This window comes from Streptomyces sp. NBC_01237 (assembly GCF_035917275.1).
Lineage (GTDB): Bacteria > Actinomycetota > Actinomycetes > Streptomycetales > Streptomycetaceae > Streptomyces.
The window spans coordinates 4,079,243-4,095,377 of sequence record NZ_CP108508.1; the positions used below are offsets into that span (position 1 = coordinate 4,079,243).

Consider the following 16,135-nt stretch of genomic DNA (forward strand, 5'->3'; position numbering starts at 1 on the left):
ACCGGGCTGCTGCCCGCCGATCGCCCCCGCACTCCCCCATGTGGCCCAGCCCACATGCCGGGAAGCCCCGCCCGCGGCCGGTCGGCCGGTCCGCCGGTCGGCGGCGCCGGGGGTCATCGCCCAGTTCTCACGCTCACCGGCGCGGCCTCGGCACCGCGGCCGTTCCGCGTCCCGCCGCCGATCGCAGCTCGGCCACGCGGGCGGCGACGTCCAGCTGTCCGCGCGGGCGGGACAGGAACGTATCCGGTACGTCGCCGGTCGCCCCGCTCGCCTCGTCGCGGTCGATGTCGGCGCGGCAGCCCGCACAGACGCCGTCGACCAGCGCGGTCGTGGTCTCGTCCTCGTCGCAGAAGGCGCACATCATCAGAGCGCCCACGATCTCCTCGCGGTGGGTGTCCGTCCTGGCGGACTGCGGCGCAGGGGGCATCTTGTTCTCCAGTCGGGTACGGAGGAAGGCTCCGGCGGAATGCACGGAGGCGGGCAGCCCCGCCACCAGGGACCTGGTGACCTGTTCACGGCCGAGCCCGCGTACGAGCCACTCGTCGACGAGGTGTTCCAGCGCCACGCACTCCCCGTCGGACAGCTGGAGCCTCGGCTCCTGGCCGCCGAGCCCCGCGAGCACGCTGTACGCCTCCGAGCGCACGGGCGGAACGCCGGGCTCGGGCTCCGACTCCGGCCGCCGCTGCGACTGCCCTTGCTGTTGCTGTGGTTGCTGCTGTGGTTGTTGCCGCGACACCGCGTCCGGGGCAGGCGGCTGACCGGGGGCGTCGACGCCCCGTACGAACCGCACGTACCGCGCCCACCAGTCGGCGTCGCGGGCGGTCCGCGAGAAGTACGTACGCGTCACCCAGCGCTTCCCGCCGTCGGTCACGGTGAGGTGCACCTTGATCCGGCGCAGATGCCCGGCGCGGGTCAGCCGGTCCAGCGCGCTGCGGCACGCCTGTTGGCCGTGTTCCGGCAGTTCCTCGGCCAGCGCCTTGTAGCCGACGGCGGCGCCTTCGGGGAGTCGGTCGATGTACGCGGCGATGGCCGCTTCCCGGGCGTCCAGGTGGCCGAAGTCATCGGCTCCGCGCGGGGCTTCGTCGGGGGCGTGACGCTTTCCGTACCCGGCTTTGGCCATGGGATGGGCGGGCGCACGCAGGGCAGCACTAACATGGGCAGCAGCCATGCGGATCGAAGCCTCATTTCGATCTGGAACGGTCAGACCCCGGATGGTGTTGGTAGCACCGCCGGGGTCGTCCGTTTTTCGGACTGTGGGTTGCTCACCGTGAATCTAGAGTGCGCATACGCTGCGGCGCAAACCGATCACCGAATGTCACCCCCGCGTCTCCTGCCGGCTCATCTGCGCAGGTCCGCGCGGGACTTGGGAGGGTGGGTGGGTTCAACCTCCACCACCCATTCCTACAGAAAAGAGCTCGGAGCCCGAGGCCCGGGACTCGGGGCTTGAGCCTCGGGACGACCTGCGGCAACAGCGACGAACGACGCCACTCGCCCACTCCTCGCAGAAGACGCGGCCGTCAGCGGCACGCGGGTCCCCCGGCCCCGCGGTGCCATGATGATCGCCGCCGGCGGGTTCCTCCGACGGAACGCCCGGCCGGCCGAGGAGAAGCGGAGGAGACCACATGGAAGAGCGGACGCGGCAGGAGCAGGAGCAGGCGAGCCCCGAGGTGCGGGCCCGTATCCGGGCCGGATTCGACCGCCACGGGCTGATGCACCACCTCGGCGCACGGATGACGCGGATCGCGCCGGGCCGCGTGCACATCGAGCTCCCGAGCCGCCCCGAGGTCACCCAGCACAACGGCTACATCCACGCGGGCGCCACCAGCGCGATCGCGGACACCGCCGGTGGTTTCGCGGCGTGCACGCTGTTCCCGGAGAACGCCGAGGTACTCACGGTCGAGTACAAGATCAACCTCCTCGCGCCCGCCGTCGGCGACCACATCGAGGCGGTCGGAACCGTCCTGAAGTCCGGGCGGACCCTGACCGTGTGCCTGCTGGAGGTGTTCGGCGTCCAGGACGGCCGGAGGAAACTGGTCGCCAACGGCCAGCAGACGCTGATCCGCGTGGCGGTGCCCGAGCAGTGAGCCCGCGACCGCCGGCGCCGCGGCCCCGTACGACTTTCGTCAGCCTCCCGTAGACCATCGGCCGACGCCCCGGCCGCCCCTCGCTCACGACACTGGACGCCTCGACCGGATCACGGGAACACCGGATCACGGGAACGAACGGGAGGCACCCAGTGCGGAGCAGTGGAATCAGCCGGGCACGGTTTCTGGCCGGGACGGCGGCGCTGGGGGTGGCGGGAGCGGCCGGTCCGCTGCTCTCGGCGGCCCCGGCCGGCGCGTCACCGCGACCGGGACTGACGTATCGGGGCGTGCTGTACGAGGTCGCCGACGGCGAGAACCCGGCGACCGGGTGGAACGCGAAGCGTATGCGCGCCGACCTCCGGGTGATCAGGAACGATCTGCACGCCAACTCCGTCTCGGTCTGGGGCGACGGCGTCGAACGGCTCGCGGCCACGGCGGCCGAGGCGGCCGAACGCGGCCTGCACGTCTGGCTCCAGCCGCGCCTGGGCGACGTCCCGGAGGCGGACATCCTCGACCACCTCGCCGAGACCGGCCGGCACGCGGAACGGCTGCGACGCCAGGGGGCGCGCGTACACCTCAGCGTCGGGTGCGAGTTCGTGCTGTACGTACCGGGGATCGTCCCGGGGGACTCGGCGCTCGAACGCGTGGAGAACCTGCTCAACGGGACGTTCGATCCCGTGCTGATGCGGCGGCGTCTCACCTCGTTCATCGCACGGGCGGCGAAGGCCGGACGATCCGTGTTCCGGGGGCCGCTGACGTACGGCGCGGCGCACGAGGACGTGGTGGACTGGGACCTCTTCGACCTGGTGAGCGTCAACTACTACGCGTATCACGGCAGTCGGGCCGGATACGTCCGCGACCTGCGCCCGTATCTGCGGTGGGGCAAGCCGGTCGCCATCACCGAGTGCGGCACGTGCACGTACGTCGGGGCACCCGAGCAGGGCGGCATGGGCTGGAACGTCGTCGACTACGAGAAGGGCGAGATCAAGGGCGACCTGGTCCGCAGCGAGCGGGTCCAGGCGGCGTACCTGACCGACGTGTTCGACGTCTTCGAGTCGCTGGGCCTGTACGCGGCGCTGGTCTACGCCTTCTCCGCCCCCGACGCCCCCCACCGCCCCGACGACCCGCTGCACGACCTGGACATGGCCACGTACAACCTCGTGAAGACGATCCGCGACGGCGACCCCGACGACCCGGCGTCCCCCTGGCACTGGGAACCGAAGGAGTCCTTCCACGCACTGTCACGGCACTTCGGGAGGGCGGGGCGGTGAGGGTGGGGCGGTGAGAGGAGTGAGGGGGGTGCGGGCTGAGCCCTGCTAGCCGAGCAGGGCGATCTCGCTGCCGGTCAGCGCACCGGCGAAGGCCCGCACCTGGTCGACGTCGCCGTGCAGGTACTCGCCCCATCCGTCGGACGCGATCCCGCGCCCGACCTGAAGGCCGCCGGTGCTCTTCCGCGCGTCGTGGAACTCCGCACCGGCCTCCGCGTTCGTCCGGCCGTTCACATAGAGCCCGACCTCGTCCGTCGCGTCGTCGTAGACCGCGGTGCCGTCCGCTACTTCACCGGTCGCAGCCCCAGCGGTCCCGCGATCTCCGCCACCATCACGCGCCCCGCCTCCTCCGCCAGGTCGTCCTCGCCCGGGTCCTGGTCGATGTCCAGGCCGTCGAGCTCTTCGAGGGGCTGGTTGAGGCGGATGTGGGCGATCAGGGACTGGAGGGCGCGCAGGGTGGCGGAGGCGGTGGAGCCCCAGTTGGAGAAGTACGAGAACTGCCACCACCACAGCGCCTCGGCGGTGCGGTCGGCATCGTAGTGGGCCAGTCCGTGGCCGAGGTCGGTGACCAGATCGGCCAGGTCGTCCGAGATGCGGTGCGGGACCGGGGGCTTGCGGGGCTCGTACGGGTCGAAGACCTCGGAGTAGACGTCGATCGGCTCCAGGAGGGCCGCGAAGCGTTCGCGCAGCCCGTCCGCGTCCGGCTCGGCGCCGAGGTCCGGTTCGTACCGCTCGTCGGGCAGGACGTCCTCGTACGCACCGAGGCGGCCGCCCGCGAGCAGGAGCTGGGAGACCTGGAGGAGCAGGACCGGGACGGCCTCCTCGGGCTCGTCGACCTTGGACACCTCGGTGACCGCGACGATGAACGTCTTGATCTGGTCCGCGATCTGGACGGCGAAGTCGTCCGGGTCCTGCGTGACGGAGTTCAGCGTGGCGTCAGACATCGAGGGGACCTCCCGTGGGCGCGGTCACGAACGGTGAGTGGGGCCGGAAAAGCACCAGGTGGGCATCAGACATCCAGCAGCCGCCTTCCTTCGAAGGCGCGGCCCAGGGTGACCTCGTCGGCGTACTCCAGGTCGCCGCCCACGGGCAGGCCACTGGCCAGCCGGGTCACTCTGAGGCCCATCGGCTTGACCATCCGCGCCAGGTACGTCGCGGTGGCCTCGCCCTCCAGGTTGGGGTCGGTCGCCAGGATCAGTTCCGTGATGGAACCGTCCGCGAGCCGGGCCAGCAGTTCCCGGATGCGCAGGTCGTCCGGGCCGACGCCCTCGATCGGGCTGATCGCGCCGCCGAGGACGTGGTAGCGGCCCCGGAATTCACGGGTCCGCTCGATCGCGACGACATCCTTGGGTTCCTCGACCACACAGATGACCGTCTGATCGCGGCGCGGGTCCCGGCAGATCCCGCACTGTTCCTGCTGGGCGACGTTGCCGCACACGGCGCAGAACCGGACCTTGTCCTTGACCTCCAGGAGGGCATGGGCGAGACGGCGTACGTCGGTGGGCTCGGTCTGAAGAATGTGGAAGGCGATCCGCTGGGCGCTCTTGGGACCGACGCCGGGCAGCCTGCCCAACTCGTCGATGAGGTCCTGAACAACGCCTTCGTACAACGGAACGCCTTTCCCTTATTCCTGCTTCGTACCGTAGTGGGTACGCGTGGGTACCAGTAGGTCTCGTGAGGACCCGGAAGGGTCCGGAGGTCCGGAAGGTCAGAAGGGGAGACCGGGCATGCCGCCCAGGCCCTGGGCCAGCGGGCCCAGCTTCTGCTGCTGGAGCGCCTGCGCGTTCTCGTTGGCCGCCTGGACCGCGGCGACCACCAGGTCGGCCAGCGTCTCGGTGTCCTCCGGGTCCACGGCCTTGGGGTCGATCACCAGGGCACGGAGCTCGCCCGAGCCGGTCACGGTGGCCCGCACCAGGCCCCCGCCCGCCTGGCCGTCGACCTCGGTCCTGGCCAGTTCCTCCTGGGCCACGGCAAGGTCCTGCTGCATCTTCTGGGCCTGCTGGAGCAGCTGCTGCATGTTGGGCTGACCACCACCGGGAATCACGGTCACTCCTGGCATTTCGACGACAAATGTTTCGGTAAGCCGAGCCTACGTGTTCACCGGTCGCCGCGCCCCACCCGCCGGGGACCAACTCTTTCGGGTGAGATCGCGGGAGCCCCTCCCCGCCTCCTATACCTGATCACAGGCCGTGCGAAGGCAGGAATCCCGCGATTTCGACCCCACGGCCCACCATTCGGCGGTAGGAAGGGCACGCGTATCAGTACACACACCCGCACCGCCGGTAACGCAGAGTTACCCGGGCGAGGCCGTCGGCCGCGCCGACTGCCCTCCCGTGCCCGAGCCACGCCCGGAGCACGTCGAGTCACGTCGAGTCCTTAAGCAGAGTCCTTAAGCAGAGTGCAGAGGAGTGCCCCGGTGAGTCAGCCGGAGATGCAGCCCGAGGGGCCGCCCCGCAAGGAGTCCGACGCGGGATCCGGTGGGGGTACCGAGGCGGAACAATCTGTTCCGATTTCCGCCGCGGGACGTGACCTGACCGGTCGCGCCTTCCCGCTCGGCGACTGGGGCGAGCCCGCCGAACGCCTCGACGAGCTGTACCGCTGGGTCGAGACGGGCGCCCTGCGTACCGCCGACTGGTATCTGAACGACCGGATCCGGAAGCGGCGCGGGGCCCGCGCGCTGCGGCTCGGCACCGCCGCCGGGGTGGTCGCGGGCACGGCGCTGCCGCTGCTCGACCTCACGGGCGCCCTGTCCGGGTCGGCCGGCTGGGGCTATCTGTCGTTACTCCTGGGCGCCGCCTGCATGGCGTGCGACCGGTACTTCGGTCTCACCTCCGGCTGGATAAGGGATCTCGCGACGGCCCAGGCCGTGCAGCGGCGCCTTCAGGTGCTCCAGTTCGACTGGGCGTCGGAGTGCGTGCGCGAGGTCCTCGGGCCGTCCGAGGGAACGGCCAGCGAGGCCGCCGAGCGGTGCCTCGGGGTGCTGCGGAGGTTCTCGGAGGACGTCACCGAGCTGGTCAGGTCGGAGACCGCGGACTGGATGGTGGAGTTCCGGGCCGGGCCCGCGCCGATGGGGATGCAGTCACTGGTGTCCGGGGGCGGGGCGGCGCGGGCGGAGCCGGGGGCGGGGGCGGGGCGGTTCGCGATGCCGTCGGTTGCCACCCGGCCGAACATGCCGCGGCAGCGGCCGCCGGAGTCGCCGCGCTGAGGTGGGGCGGGGTGGGGTGGGGTGGGGGCTTTCTTTCGGGGGCGCTGCCCCCGGACCCCTGGTCCTCAATCGCCGGACGGGCTGAAATGTGCACCCGGACCGCGCGTGCGAGGGGGACGGGCTGACATGCGCGCCCAGGGCGCAGGAGCGAAAACTTTCGGGGGCGCCGCCCCCGGACCCCCGGTCCTCAATCGCCGGACGGGCTGAAATGTGCACCCGGACCACCCGTGCGGGAGCCCCGGCCGACATGCGCGCCCAGGGCGCAGGAGCGAAAACTTTCGGGGGCGCCGCCCCCGGACCCCCGGTCCTCAATCGCCGGACGGGCTGAAATGCGGGCCCGGACCGCGCGAGCGGGGGACAGGCTGAAATGTGCACCCGGACCGCGCGAGCGGGGAAGCGGCTGAACAGTCGGGTGGGTTGAGGAGTGGCCCCGGACCGCCCCTGCGCCGGACGGGCTGAACAGTGGTGGGCCGGGGCTGTGTGGTGTCAGCTGAAGATGATCATTGAGCCTTGGGCCAGGCTGCGGGTCGCTGCCGCGTGGAGGCCGAGCCAGACGTGCCGTTCGCGGGCGAACGGGCTCTCGTCGTACGGGATCGGGCCCGCCGGTTCCTCCAGCGAGGTCGGACGGGCGGGCGGCTGAGGGGTCGCCGGGGGGTTGGCCGGGTCGATACCGATGGCCGGGGCGACGAACTCCAGCTCCCGCAGCAGCCCGTGCGCCGAGCCCAGCGGGCCGCCGCCCTCCAGGAGCCGGTCGTCCGAGAGCGGGTACGGGAAGTCCACCGGGACGTACGCTCCGGCGTGGTCGTAGTGCCAGACCAGGTGCGACGCCTGTGCGTTCTGCTCGAACATCTCCAGCAACTGCTGGTAGTCCCCGCCCAGTTCACCGATGGGGGTGACGGCGAGTCCGCTCAGCGTGAGCAGGTAGGCCCGGCGCAGGAAGTGCAGGGCGTCGTAGTCGAATCCCGCGACGGGGGCGACGTCCCCGTTCAGGCCCGGCATGTAGGCGTAGACGGGGACGGGCGGCAGCCCCGCGTCGCTCAGCGCCTTGTCGTAGATGGCGATCTCTTCGGCGAACGGATTGTCGGGGCTGTGGCACAGCACATCGACGAGGGGGACCAGCCACAGGTCACAGGCCACGAAGTCTCGCTCTCCAATGGGTTCGGCGATCGTCGGGACAGCGTAATGCGGCCGTCACGTCGCGCACAGGGCCCCGACCGGAAGCAGACGGGGGCCACGGGGGCAGGGGCGGGGCTCTTCGGGGGCGGGTGCCCGGCGTCAGGCGCGGGTCTCTTCCGGGGCGGGCTCGGCGGCGGGGGCCCTGTCCCGGGCCTCCTCCTCGGCCAGCCGGTCCGCCCAGGCCAGCGCGTGCGCGTAGTAGGACCGCATCGTCGCGTGGACCTGGTCCCGGTCGCCGCGGGCGATCGCCTCGACCAGTTCCTCGTGGCCGAACCACAGCCAGTTCCCGTTGTCCTCGTCGCCGCGCAGCCGGTGCACGGCGAACACCCATGCCTGGACGCGGAGTTTGGTGAGGAAGTCGCTGATGTACGGGTTCATGACGAACGCCCCGAGCTCCCGCCAGAACCGCAGGTCGTACCCGATCAGTACGTCGAGGTCGCCGCCCTTCGCCGCCCGTACCGCCTCCGCCGCGCGCCGTCGGATCGACGCCATCGCGTCGTCCCGGGTGGCCACCTGGTCCCCTGGGCTGCGGAAGATGCCCTCCACCACGAGGGAGCGCGCCTCCACCATGGAGCGGTAGTCGGCGACGGTGAATTCGCGGACCTGGAAGCCGCGGTGCTGATCGGACGCGAGCAGCCCCTGCGCGGAGAGGTCGAAGAGCGCCTCGCGGACGGGCGTCGCGGAGACTCCGTACTGCTCGGCGATCTGTTTGACCGTGAATTCCCGCCCCGGCGGCAAACGCCCTGCGAGCACCTCGTCACGCAGCGCGTCGGCGATCTGCTGGCGCAGCGTACTGCGGGTCACACCTCCGCTCGCACACATGACGCCCCCTCCCCTTTTCGGCTTCGGTCACCTTAAGCCAGGTCACCGTGCCCGGATCCGGGCAGGGGGAGGGGGTCGTGCGCGGACGGCTACGCCGTGTGCTCGTCGGCGACCGCGAGGGCCGCGTCCAGAGCCGCGAGCCCTTCCTTCGCCTCCGCCTCCGTGACGTTGCAGGCGGGAACGGCGTGGGTGCGGTTCATGTTGATGAAGGGCCACAGGCCGTGCTTCTTCGCCGCCGCTCCGAAGGCCGCCATCGGGGCGTTGGCCTCGCCCGTGGCGTTGTACGGCACGAGCGGCTCGCGGGTCTCCTTGTCGCGGACCAGGTCCAGCGCCCAGAACGCGCCGAGGCCGCGGACCTCGCCGACCGAGGGGTGGCGCTCGGCCAGCTCGCGCAGGCCGGGGCCGAGGACCGTCTCACCGATGTGCGCGGCGTTCTCGATGACCTTCTCGTCCTCCATCACACGGATGGTGGCGACGGCGGCGGCGCAGGCCAGCGGGTGGCCGGAATAGGTGAGGCCGCCCGGGTAGGGGCGGGTGTCGAAGGTGGCGGCGATCTCGGCGTTGATGGCGACGCCACCGAGCGGTACGTAACCGGAGTTGACGCCCTTGGCGAAGGTCATCAGGTCCGGCACCACGTCGTAGTGGTCGGCGGCGAACCACTTGCCGGTGCGGCCGAAACCGGCCATGACCTCGTCGAGGACGAACACGATGCCGTGCCGGTCGCAGATCTCGCGGACGCCCGCGAGGTAGCCGGGCGGCGGGGTCATGATGCCCGCGGTGCCGGGGATCGTCTCCAGGATGATGGCGGCGACGGTGGCCGGGCCCTCGAAGGCGAGGGTGTCCTCCAGGTGCTGGAGTGCGCGGGCGCACTCCTCGGCCTCGGTCCCGGCGTGGAACGGCGAGCGGTAGAGGAACGGGGTCCAGAAACGGACGACGCCCGCGGAGCCGTTGTCGGAGGGCCAGCGGCGCGGGTCGCCGGTGAGGTTGATCGCGGTGGAGGTGGCGCCGTGGTACGAGCGGTAGGCGGAGAACACCTTCGTGCGGCCGGTGTGCAGCCGGGCCATGCGGATGGCGTTCTCGACGGCCTCGGCGCCGCCGTTGGTGAAGAAGATCTTGTCCAGGTCGCCGGGGGTGCGCTCGGCGATGAGGCGTGCGGCCTCGGAGCGCGCCTCGACGGCGAAGGCGGGGGCGAACGTGACGAGTTTGCCCGCCTGCTCCTGGATCGCGGCGACGACGGTGGGGTGCTGGTAGCCGATGTTGGTGTAGACGAGACCGCTGGTGAAGTCGAGGTAGCGGTTGCCGTCGTAGTCCCAGAAATACGCCCCCTCGGCGCCGGCGACGGCGAGCGGGTCGATCAGGCCCTGGGCGGACCAGGAGTGGAACACGTGCGCGCGGTCTGCGGCCTTCACGGCCGCACCGGCCGCGGAGTCGACATACGGGGCATGAGGGGCATGAGGGGTCATGCGGCGAGCGTAGGCCGTGGCAGGGGCGGCGCTCCATGGCCACCTTGTATGGCGTAAGGCGTGCGGTTCGGCAGGGTGTCGGGTTTCGAGCGCCCCGAATATTTGACAGCACACTGTCGATATGACAGCATTCTGTCATTGAATCGAAGGAGTTCGCCATGCCCCGCACGACCGTTCACCTGGCTGTATACGACACGTTCGCCGACTGGGAGACGGGACACACGACCGCCCATCTCGCCAAAAACGGCTACACCGTCCGGACCGTGGGCGCGGGCCCGGAGGCCGTCACCACCATGGGCGGCCTGCGCGTCCTGCCCGATCTGACACTGGACGAGCTGCGGCCCGAGGACAGCGCGCTGCTCCTCCTCACCGGGGCGGACCTCTGGGACTCCGGCGACGAGCTGGCCCCGTTCGCCCGCGAGGCCCGCGCCTTCCTCGACGCGGGGGTGCCGGTCGCCGCGATCTGCGGGGCGACGGCGGGACTGGCCCGCGAAGGGCTCCTCGACGACCGGGCGCACACCAGCGCCGTCTCCTTCTACCTGGCCGCCACCGGATACGGAGGCGCCGAGCGCTACGTGGAGGCCGACGCGGTGACGGACGGCGGGCTCCTCGTCACGGCGGGGCCGACCGAGCCGGTGGCGTTCGCCCGCGAGGTGTTCGGGCTGCTGGGGGTGTACGAGCCGAAGAAGCTGGACGCCTGGTACCGGCTGTTCCACGACTCCGACGTGAGCGCGTTCGAGGTGTTGCAGGGATGAGCCGGGAGGACCAGGACCGGCTGAGCCGGGCGGCGCTCACGGTCTTCCGGCTGAACGGACAGTTCCTCGCCGTCGCGGACGGGCTGGCCCGGCCCGTCGGGCTGACGGCGGCGTGGTGGCAGGTGCTGGGCGCGGTGCTGCCCGAGCCGTTGCCCGTGGCCGGGATCGCCCGGGCGATGGGGATCACCCGCCAGAGCGTGCAGCGGATCGCGGACCTGCTGGTCACGAAGGGGCTCGCGGAGTACGTGGAGAACCCGGCCCACCGGCGCGCCAAGCTGCTCCGGCCCACCGCGGAGGGGCTGGCGGCCGTGGGCGGAATCAACCCCGGACACAAGGAGTTCGCGGCGCGGCTGGCCGAGGAACTGGGCGAGGAGGAGTTCACGCGGGCCGTGCAGGCGCTGGAGCGGCTGTCGGCGGCGCTGGACACGGTGACGTCCGCGTCTCCGGGCGGGGAAGCCCCGTAACCGAAGTACCTCGACAGCGCTCAGGGGCCTGGGCAGGACGCTTCGGTGGGGCACCTGGGTGGGTTGCCGGGAACGGCGGGCCTGAGCACGGCGGGTTCGGGCGGCGTGGGGGGTACCGGCCGATGAACGCGCGGCCCGCGATGTGGTCATCGCCCGCCGCGACCGGCGCACCGGCACCGCCCGTTCCTGCTCGGGCCCATCGGCCCGGTCATCGGCTGCCCGTCCGCGCCGTGGAGCCGCCTTCCGGCTCGACGGGGCGCGGGGCGCCGGGTGTTCAGATCAGGCCGACCTGCATGGCCCGCGCCCCGGCCTGGAAACGGCTGCGCGCGTCGAGGGCGGCCATCGCGGACGCGACGTCATTGCGCACCGTGCGGACGCTGCAACCCAGCCGGCGGGCGATCGCGTCGTCGGTCAGCCCTTCGGACAGGAGCCGCAGGACGACTTCCGAACGGGGCCGACGCGTGGTGGCACCGGGCTGCCTGCCGGTCTGGCGGACCGTCGCTCCGCGCTCCCAGAACCGCTCGGCGAGGGCGCACAGCCGCTCCAGTTCGGCGGCGGAGCGCACGACACGGGCCCCTTCGGTCTCGTCGATGACCACCGCGACAGCGCCGTCCATGATCATGGCGCGCGGCGGCACCGTACCGACCGAGCGCAGCGCCGCGCCCTCCTGCGTGAGCCACTGGGCATGCGCCATGGCTCCCGGCGACTGGAGCACCGAGGAGGCCCACACGGACCGGAATCGCGCACCGCGCCTCAGCACCATGTCCACGATGGGGCGGGAGAACTCGAAGCCGCCCTCGCTGTGCTGGGGGACCAGGAACACGACCTCGCGCTCGACCTTGGCGACCAGGCGTTCGATCGTCACCGACACATCGTGCCGGCTCTCGCCGCCGCCGACGGGGTCACCGAAACGCTCCGCCTGCTCGTGCAGGGCGATGAACCTGCCGATCTGGATGGGGCAGGGCTGTGGCGAGCGGCCCTCACGCATCCGCCAGGCCAGCAGCGCCGGCAGGGCTATGCACGGCTCGACGGCGCGGAAGGCCGCTCCGTCCTCCCCCGAGGCACTGGCCAGACCTTCGGTGCGCAGCCCGTCCAGCGCTCGCATCACCTGGTCCGCCGACCACGCCAGGGCCTGCGCCAGTTCGTGCGTCCTCCATGTCGCCCGCAGAAGCAGCTTCCGGTACAGAAGCTCCGACCGCGCATCCAGACCGATCCCCGTGTCCGCCACATCAACCTCTCGGCAGTTTCCTTCTCACGGGCGAACCCTCCGCCCGCTCTGTCGAGGTCAACTTAGGCCGCGTCCACCACAGTCGGCGCGTCCGAGGACCCGTTTCGACAGCTTGGTGCCACGGCCGCTCGGGTTTCCCCCACCGCGGGGCCGGGTAGGCGGCAGAACAGGCCATCTACCCGCGGTGCGTTTCCTGCCTTCCCGGAAGAGTGACCACGTTCCCGGCCAAGGCGACGGAAGCACCCATCCAAGCCCGTTCCGGATCGAACCACCGCCGTGTGACGCCCTTCTCGGGACGCCGCCTTCGTCGGACCGGTCACTGAACGGCCGCCGCGCAAGAGGGACATGGCTGAGTGTGCGCGCGTCAACACTTCGCACCGCGGTCGGCCGGCCGACGTCCTTCCGGGGCCGGGACGAATCCCGGAACGAAAACCGGGGCCGCATCCGGGGCCGCATCCGGGGCCGGTGCGCCTCCCCCGTGACGGGGCCGCACATCGCCGCCACCCTCCCGCCGTCCCGCGCATCTGCAGTTTCCTGCAACGTGCCCCGGTGGAGCGGCTCCACCGGGGCACGGACAATGGCCCCCCAGCCAGGAGGGGCCGCACACCGGCCGGCCCCCGGACCTGCCTGAACCGCCGTCAGCACCCCGGCCTCCGTGGGCAGGTCCCCGTATCCGAGGCCCCGTACCCGAACCCGCACGCGGACTCCGGTCCGGGAAGGCACAGCCCATGCAGCACACAGCGTTCCTGATCCTCATACCGGTCCTCTTCGTGTTCACGCTGGTCGGCCTCTCCATGGGCGCCCGGCGACTGCTCGGTATAAGAATCGGCAAGATCCGTGCGGCGATCGGCGGGACCGTGGGTGTTCTGGCGACGATGCAGATCATCTCGGCCATGGGCCCGAGCAGTCACCGTCCGGCGATGACCTCCGTGCAGGTGGGCTGCGGAATCCTGGTCACGATGCTGTTCCTGGCGATCTCGGAGGTCCTGCTGCCCAGCAGCATGCTGTCCGACCTCGTCCGGCTGCCCGGAGTGATACGCCGCCGGGTGGCACGTACCCGGCGTTACGCGGAACTCAGCGCCATCGCCATGCGGAACGGTCTCTCGCCGTCACTGCGCGGACTCGCACGGGCCGGTTCGCCGAAGGGATCGGTCGCGGGCCGCCAGCAGTCCGCGCGCCGGCTGCGGCTGGCCCTGGAGGAGGCGGGCGCGACGTTCGTGAAGCTCGGGCAGATGCTGTCCACCCGCTACGACCTGCTCCCCGCCGAGTACGTCGAGGAGTTCTCGCGCCTCCACCACCAGGCGGCGGCCGAGCCGTGGGAGCGGGTGCGGGAGGCGCTGACCGAGGAGCTGGGCCGCGACCCGGAGACGGTCTTCGCCTCGTTCGACCGGGAGCCACTGGCCGCGGGGTCGATGGCCCAGGTGCACCGGGCCCGGCTGGCGGACGGCCAGGAGATCGCGGTGAAGGTCCAGCGCCCCGGCGCCGAGCAGGTCGTCGACCGTGACCTGGACATCCTGCTCCGGATCGGCCGCAAGCTGGAGGAGCACACCCACTGGGCCCGGAGCCTGGGGCTCTGCGACCTGATCGGCGGGTTCGCCGCCTCGCTCCACGAGGAGCTGGACTTCCGGACCGAAGCCCGCAACATGGCCGCCATCACCGCCGGAGCCGCGGAATCGGGAGCCACCGGCACCATCCGTACGCCGCGTGTGTACGAGGAGTTCAGCACCGAGCGGGTCCTGACCCTGGAGTGGCTGGACGGTGTTCCCCTCACCTCCGCCGGGGGCGCGATCGCCGCACGCGGACTGGACGGCGCGGCCCTCGCCCAGCAGCTGCTGGACTGCATCCTCGAACAGATCATGCTCGGCGGGGTGTTCCACGCCGACCCGCACCCGGGGAACGTACTGCTGCTGAGCACCGGGGAGCTGGGCCTGATCGACTTCGGCTCGGTCGGCCGGCTCGACCGGACGATGCGCTCCGCGCTGCGCGACCTGCTCCTCGCCTTCCACCGCAACGATCCGACGGCGCTCAGCGACGCGCTGCTGGAGGTGGTCGACCGTCCGGAGCAGATCGACGAGAAGAAGCTGGAACGGTCGCTGGGGAGGTTCATGGCGCGCTACCTGAGTCCCGGCAGCAGGCCGAACCGCGAGATCTTCTCCGAGCTCTTCCTGCTCGTCGCCCGGCACGGTCTGACGGTCCCGCCTGAGGTGGCGGCGACCTTCCGGGCGCTGGCCACCGTCGAGGGGACCGTCGAACGGCTCGTCGCGGACTTCGACATCGTGACGGAGGCCCGCAGGTTCGCCGCCGCCCGGGTGCAGGAGCGGCTGACCTACGAGCGGGTCAAGGACACCCTGGTCGAGGAGACGATCTCGCTCACCTCCGTGCTGCGACGGCTGCCCCGGCGGGTGGACCGGATCAGCAGCGCGCTGGAGGGCGGCCGGCTCGGCATACAGATACGGCTGCTCGCGGACGAGCGCGACCGGCGCTTCCTGCGCGGGCTCGTCCACGATGTGCTGCTGTCCTTCATCGGCGGGATCATCGCGCTGGTCGGTGCCGTGCTGCTGAGCATCGACAGCAAACCGACGATCATCGGTTCCGTCTCCCTCAGCCAGCTGATCGGCTACAACCTGCTGGTGATCAGCTGCATTCTCGTACTCCGGGTGATCTTCTCGATCTCCCGGGGCCGGGGCTGACCGCACACGCCGGCCGGGAGGCGCTCGCACCTCGCCTCCCGGCCCGCATCCGGCCGGCACCGGTCAGAGCGGCACCGGCCGGAGCACAGGGGGGCCGGCGGTCACAGCACCCGGAAGGAACGGTTCGCGATCGGTGCGCACACCGCCACCAGGACGAAGGAGACGGCCAGGGTGGCGAGCATCTCCGTGAGCGTGGCCTGCCCGGCCACCAGTCCGCGCATCGCGTCGTTGGCGTACGAGATCGGGTTCGCCTCGGCGACCACGCGCAGCCAGACCGGCATCGACTCCGGGTCCACGAACGCGTTGGAGGCGAACAGCAGCGGGAAGGTGCACAGGGTCGTGATCATGCGCAGCACATCACCGTTGCGCAGCACGGCGGCCAGCGCGATGAAGATCCAGCTCATGGACCAGCCGACGAGCAGGGCCAGCAGGATCGAGCCGACCACACCGAGGAATCCGCCCGGCGGCTCGAAGTCGAAGATCAGCCAGGCCAGTACGGCCACGGCGATCAGCTGGTAGAGCGACCGGGCGGCGTCCGCGAAGCTCCTGGCCAGCAGCACGCTGAACCGGGAGATCGGCATCGTGTGGAACCGGGTGATCACATCGTTGCGCAGGTCGTTGATCAGGCCGTTGCCCGCCTGGGCACCGGCCGCGACCGCGGTGATGATCATGATCGCGGGGGCCAGGCCGGCGATGTAGGACATGTCGTTCTCGGGCACGGCGGTGTCGCCGAGCACGCGCAGCACACCGCCGAACATCAGCAGCATGACCAGCGGCTCGATGAACGTCACGACGAGCACCCCGGCCTGGAGGTACGGCCGGACGGACCGTGCGGTGAGCGCCAGGGTCTGGGTGAACAGGCTGCTGCCGCCCCACTGTTCGGCGGTGCTCCGGGTCAGCCGTGCCGTCGGCTGCGGGCTGATCTCGGCGTCGATGACCGTCATCGCGACGCTCCTTCTTCGATGGGAGTGATGGGGACG

15 protein-coding genes and 1 pseudogene are annotated in these 16,135 nt (G+C 71.2%); 6 read left to right on the top strand and 10 right to left on the bottom strand.

What is annotated here, in order from left to right:
* Positions 1-133: 133 nt before the first annotated feature.
* Positions 134-1,120: a hypothetical protein gene (locus tag OG251_RS17955; RefSeq protein ID WP_326678140.1), complete on the bottom strand. Its 987-nt coding sequence runs from the start codon at positions 1,118-1,120 to the stop codon at positions 134-136.
* Between the two features lie 502 nt (positions 1,121-1,622).
* Here OG251_RS17955 and OG251_RS17960 point away from each other — a divergent pair.
* Both OG251_RS17960 and OG251_RS17965 read left to right on the top strand, forming a co-directional pair.
* On the top strand, positions 1,623-2,084 hold the full coding sequence (locus OG251_RS17960; RefSeq protein WP_326678141.1) for a PaaI family thioesterase: 462 nt from the start codon (positions 1,623-1,625) through the stop codon (positions 2,082-2,084).
* 152 nt (positions 2,085-2,236) lie between these two features.
* On the top strand, positions 2,237-3,355 hold the full coding sequence (locus tag OG251_RS17965) for an abortive phage infection protein (protein ID WP_326678142.1): 1,119 nt from the start codon (positions 2,237-2,239) through the stop codon (positions 3,353-3,355).
* 45 nt (positions 3,356-3,400) lie between these two features.
* Here OG251_RS17965 and OG251_RS17970 read toward each other — a convergent pair.
* From OG251_RS17970 to OG251_RS17985, 4 genes and pseudogenes are all read right to left on the bottom strand, one after another.
* A pseudogene (locus tag OG251_RS17970) lies at positions 3,401-3,589 on the bottom strand (LamG domain-containing protein); the annotation flags it as partial.
* Between the two features lie 47 nt (positions 3,590-3,636).
* The gene (locus tag OG251_RS17975; protein ID WP_326678143.1) at positions 3,637-4,296 is read right to left on the bottom strand and encodes a DUF5063 domain-containing protein; all 660 of its coding nucleotides are present in this window, start codon (positions 4,294-4,296) and stop codon (positions 3,637-3,639) included.
* 65 nt (positions 4,297-4,361) lie between these two features.
* The gene (recR, locus tag OG251_RS17980; RefSeq protein ID WP_326678144.1) at positions 4,362-4,961 is read right to left on the bottom strand and encodes a recombination mediator RecR; all 600 of its coding nucleotides are present in this window, start codon (positions 4,959-4,961) and stop codon (positions 4,362-4,364) included.
* 99 nt (positions 4,962-5,060) lie between these two features.
* A complete protein-coding gene (locus tag OG251_RS17985; protein WP_073719500.1) occupies positions 5,061-5,396 on the bottom strand; it encodes a YbaB/EbfC family nucleoid-associated protein in 336 nt (111 codons plus the stop codon).
* A gap of 372 nt (positions 5,397-5,768) precedes the next feature.
* On the opposite strand from OG251_RS17985, the gene OG251_RS17990 reads away from it, so the two are divergent.
* A complete protein-coding gene (locus OG251_RS17990; protein ID WP_326678145.1) occupies positions 5,769-6,557 on the top strand; it encodes an SLATT domain-containing protein in 789 nt (262 codons plus the stop codon).
* 486 nt (positions 6,558-7,043) lie between these two features.
* Here the strand turns inward: OG251_RS17990 and OG251_RS17995 are convergent, their stop codons facing one another.
* From OG251_RS17995 to OG251_RS18005, 3 genes are all read right to left on the bottom strand, one after another.
* Positions 7,044-7,694: a hypothetical protein gene (locus tag OG251_RS17995; protein ID WP_266805106.1), complete on the bottom strand. Its 651-nt coding sequence runs from the start codon at positions 7,692-7,694 to the stop codon at positions 7,044-7,046.
* 138 nt (positions 7,695-7,832) lie between these two features.
* The gene (locus tag OG251_RS18000; protein WP_326678146.1) at positions 7,833-8,555 is read right to left on the bottom strand and encodes a GntR family transcriptional regulator; all 723 of its coding nucleotides are present in this window, start codon (positions 8,553-8,555) and stop codon (positions 7,833-7,835) included.
* An 89-nt stretch (positions 8,556-8,644) separates the two neighbouring features.
* Positions 8,645-10,018, bottom strand: a complete 1,374-nt coding sequence (locus tag OG251_RS18005) for an aspartate aminotransferase family protein (RefSeq protein ID WP_326678147.1) — start codon at positions 10,016-10,018, stop codon at positions 8,645-8,647.
* Positions 10,019-10,176: 158 nt separating this feature from the next.
* Here OG251_RS18005 and OG251_RS18010 point away from each other — a divergent pair, with 158 nt between their 5' ends.
* Positions 10,177-10,773: a type 1 glutamine amidotransferase family protein gene (locus OG251_RS18010; RefSeq protein WP_326678148.1), complete on the top strand. Its 597-nt coding sequence runs from the start codon at positions 10,177-10,179 to the stop codon at positions 10,771-10,773.
* Complete coding sequence (locus OG251_RS18015) at positions 10,770-11,237, top strand: MarR family winged helix-turn-helix transcriptional regulator (RefSeq protein ID WP_326678149.1); 468 nt, start codon at positions 10,770-10,772, stop codon at positions 11,235-11,237. Before OG251_RS18010 ends, OG251_RS18015 begins: the two co-directional genes overlap by 4 nt.
* Positions 11,238-11,511: 274 nt before the next feature.
* On the opposite strand, the gene OG251_RS18020 is transcribed toward OG251_RS18015, so the two are convergent.
* Positions 11,512-12,465 (bottom strand): helix-turn-helix transcriptional regulator, encoded by a 954-nt coding sequence (locus tag OG251_RS18020; protein WP_326678150.1) that lies wholly within the window; start codon positions 12,463-12,465, stop codon positions 11,512-11,514.
* Between the two features lie 728 nt (positions 12,466-13,193).
* Here OG251_RS18020 and OG251_RS18025 point away from each other — a divergent pair.
* Entirely contained in the window at positions 13,194-15,155 is a 1,962-nt protein-coding gene (locus OG251_RS18025) for an ABC1 kinase family protein (protein WP_326678151.1), read from the top strand.
* 101 nt (positions 15,156-15,256) lie between these two features.
* Here OG251_RS18025 and OG251_RS18030 read toward each other — a convergent pair whose 3' ends face one another.
* Positions 15,257-16,099, bottom strand: a complete 843-nt coding sequence (locus tag OG251_RS18030) for an ABC transporter permease (protein ID WP_326678152.1) — start codon at positions 16,097-16,099, stop codon at positions 15,257-15,259.
* Positions 16,100-16,135: the final 36 nt, after the last annotated feature.

Coding starts and splice junctions, on each gene's coding strand:
- OG251_RS17955 (WP_326678140.1), bottom strand. CDS start 1,120: ATGGCCAAAGCCGGGTACGGAAAGCGTCACGCCCCCGACGAAGCCCCG.
- OG251_RS18010 (WP_326678148.1), top strand. CDS start 10,177: ATGCCCCGCACGACCGTTCACCTGGCTGTATACGACACGTTCGCCGAC.
- OG251_RS18025 (WP_326678151.1), top strand. CDS start 13,194: ATGCAGCACACAGCGTTCCTGATCCTCATACCGGTCCTCTTCGTGTTC.
- OG251_RS18015 (WP_326678149.1), top strand. CDS start 10,770: ATGAGCCGGGAGGACCAGGACCGGCTGAGCCGGGCGGCGCTCACGGTC.
- OG251_RS18030 (WP_326678152.1), bottom strand. CDS start 16,099: ATGACGGTCATCGACGCCGAGATCAGCCCGCAGCCGACGGCACGGCTG.
- OG251_RS17975 (WP_326678143.1), bottom strand. CDS start 4,296: ATGTCTGACGCCACGCTGAACTCCGTCACGCAGGACCCGGACGACTTC.
- OG251_RS18000 (WP_326678146.1), bottom strand. CDS start 8,555: ATGTGTGCGAGCGGAGGTGTGACCCGCAGTACGCTGCGCCAGCAGATC.
- OG251_RS18005 (WP_326678147.1), bottom strand. CDS start 10,018: ATGACCCCTCATGCCCCTCATGCCCCGTATGTCGACTCCGCGGCCGGT.
- OG251_RS17960 (WP_326678141.1), top strand. CDS start 1,623: ATGGAAGAGCGGACGCGGCAGGAGCAGGAGCAGGCGAGCCCCGAGGTG.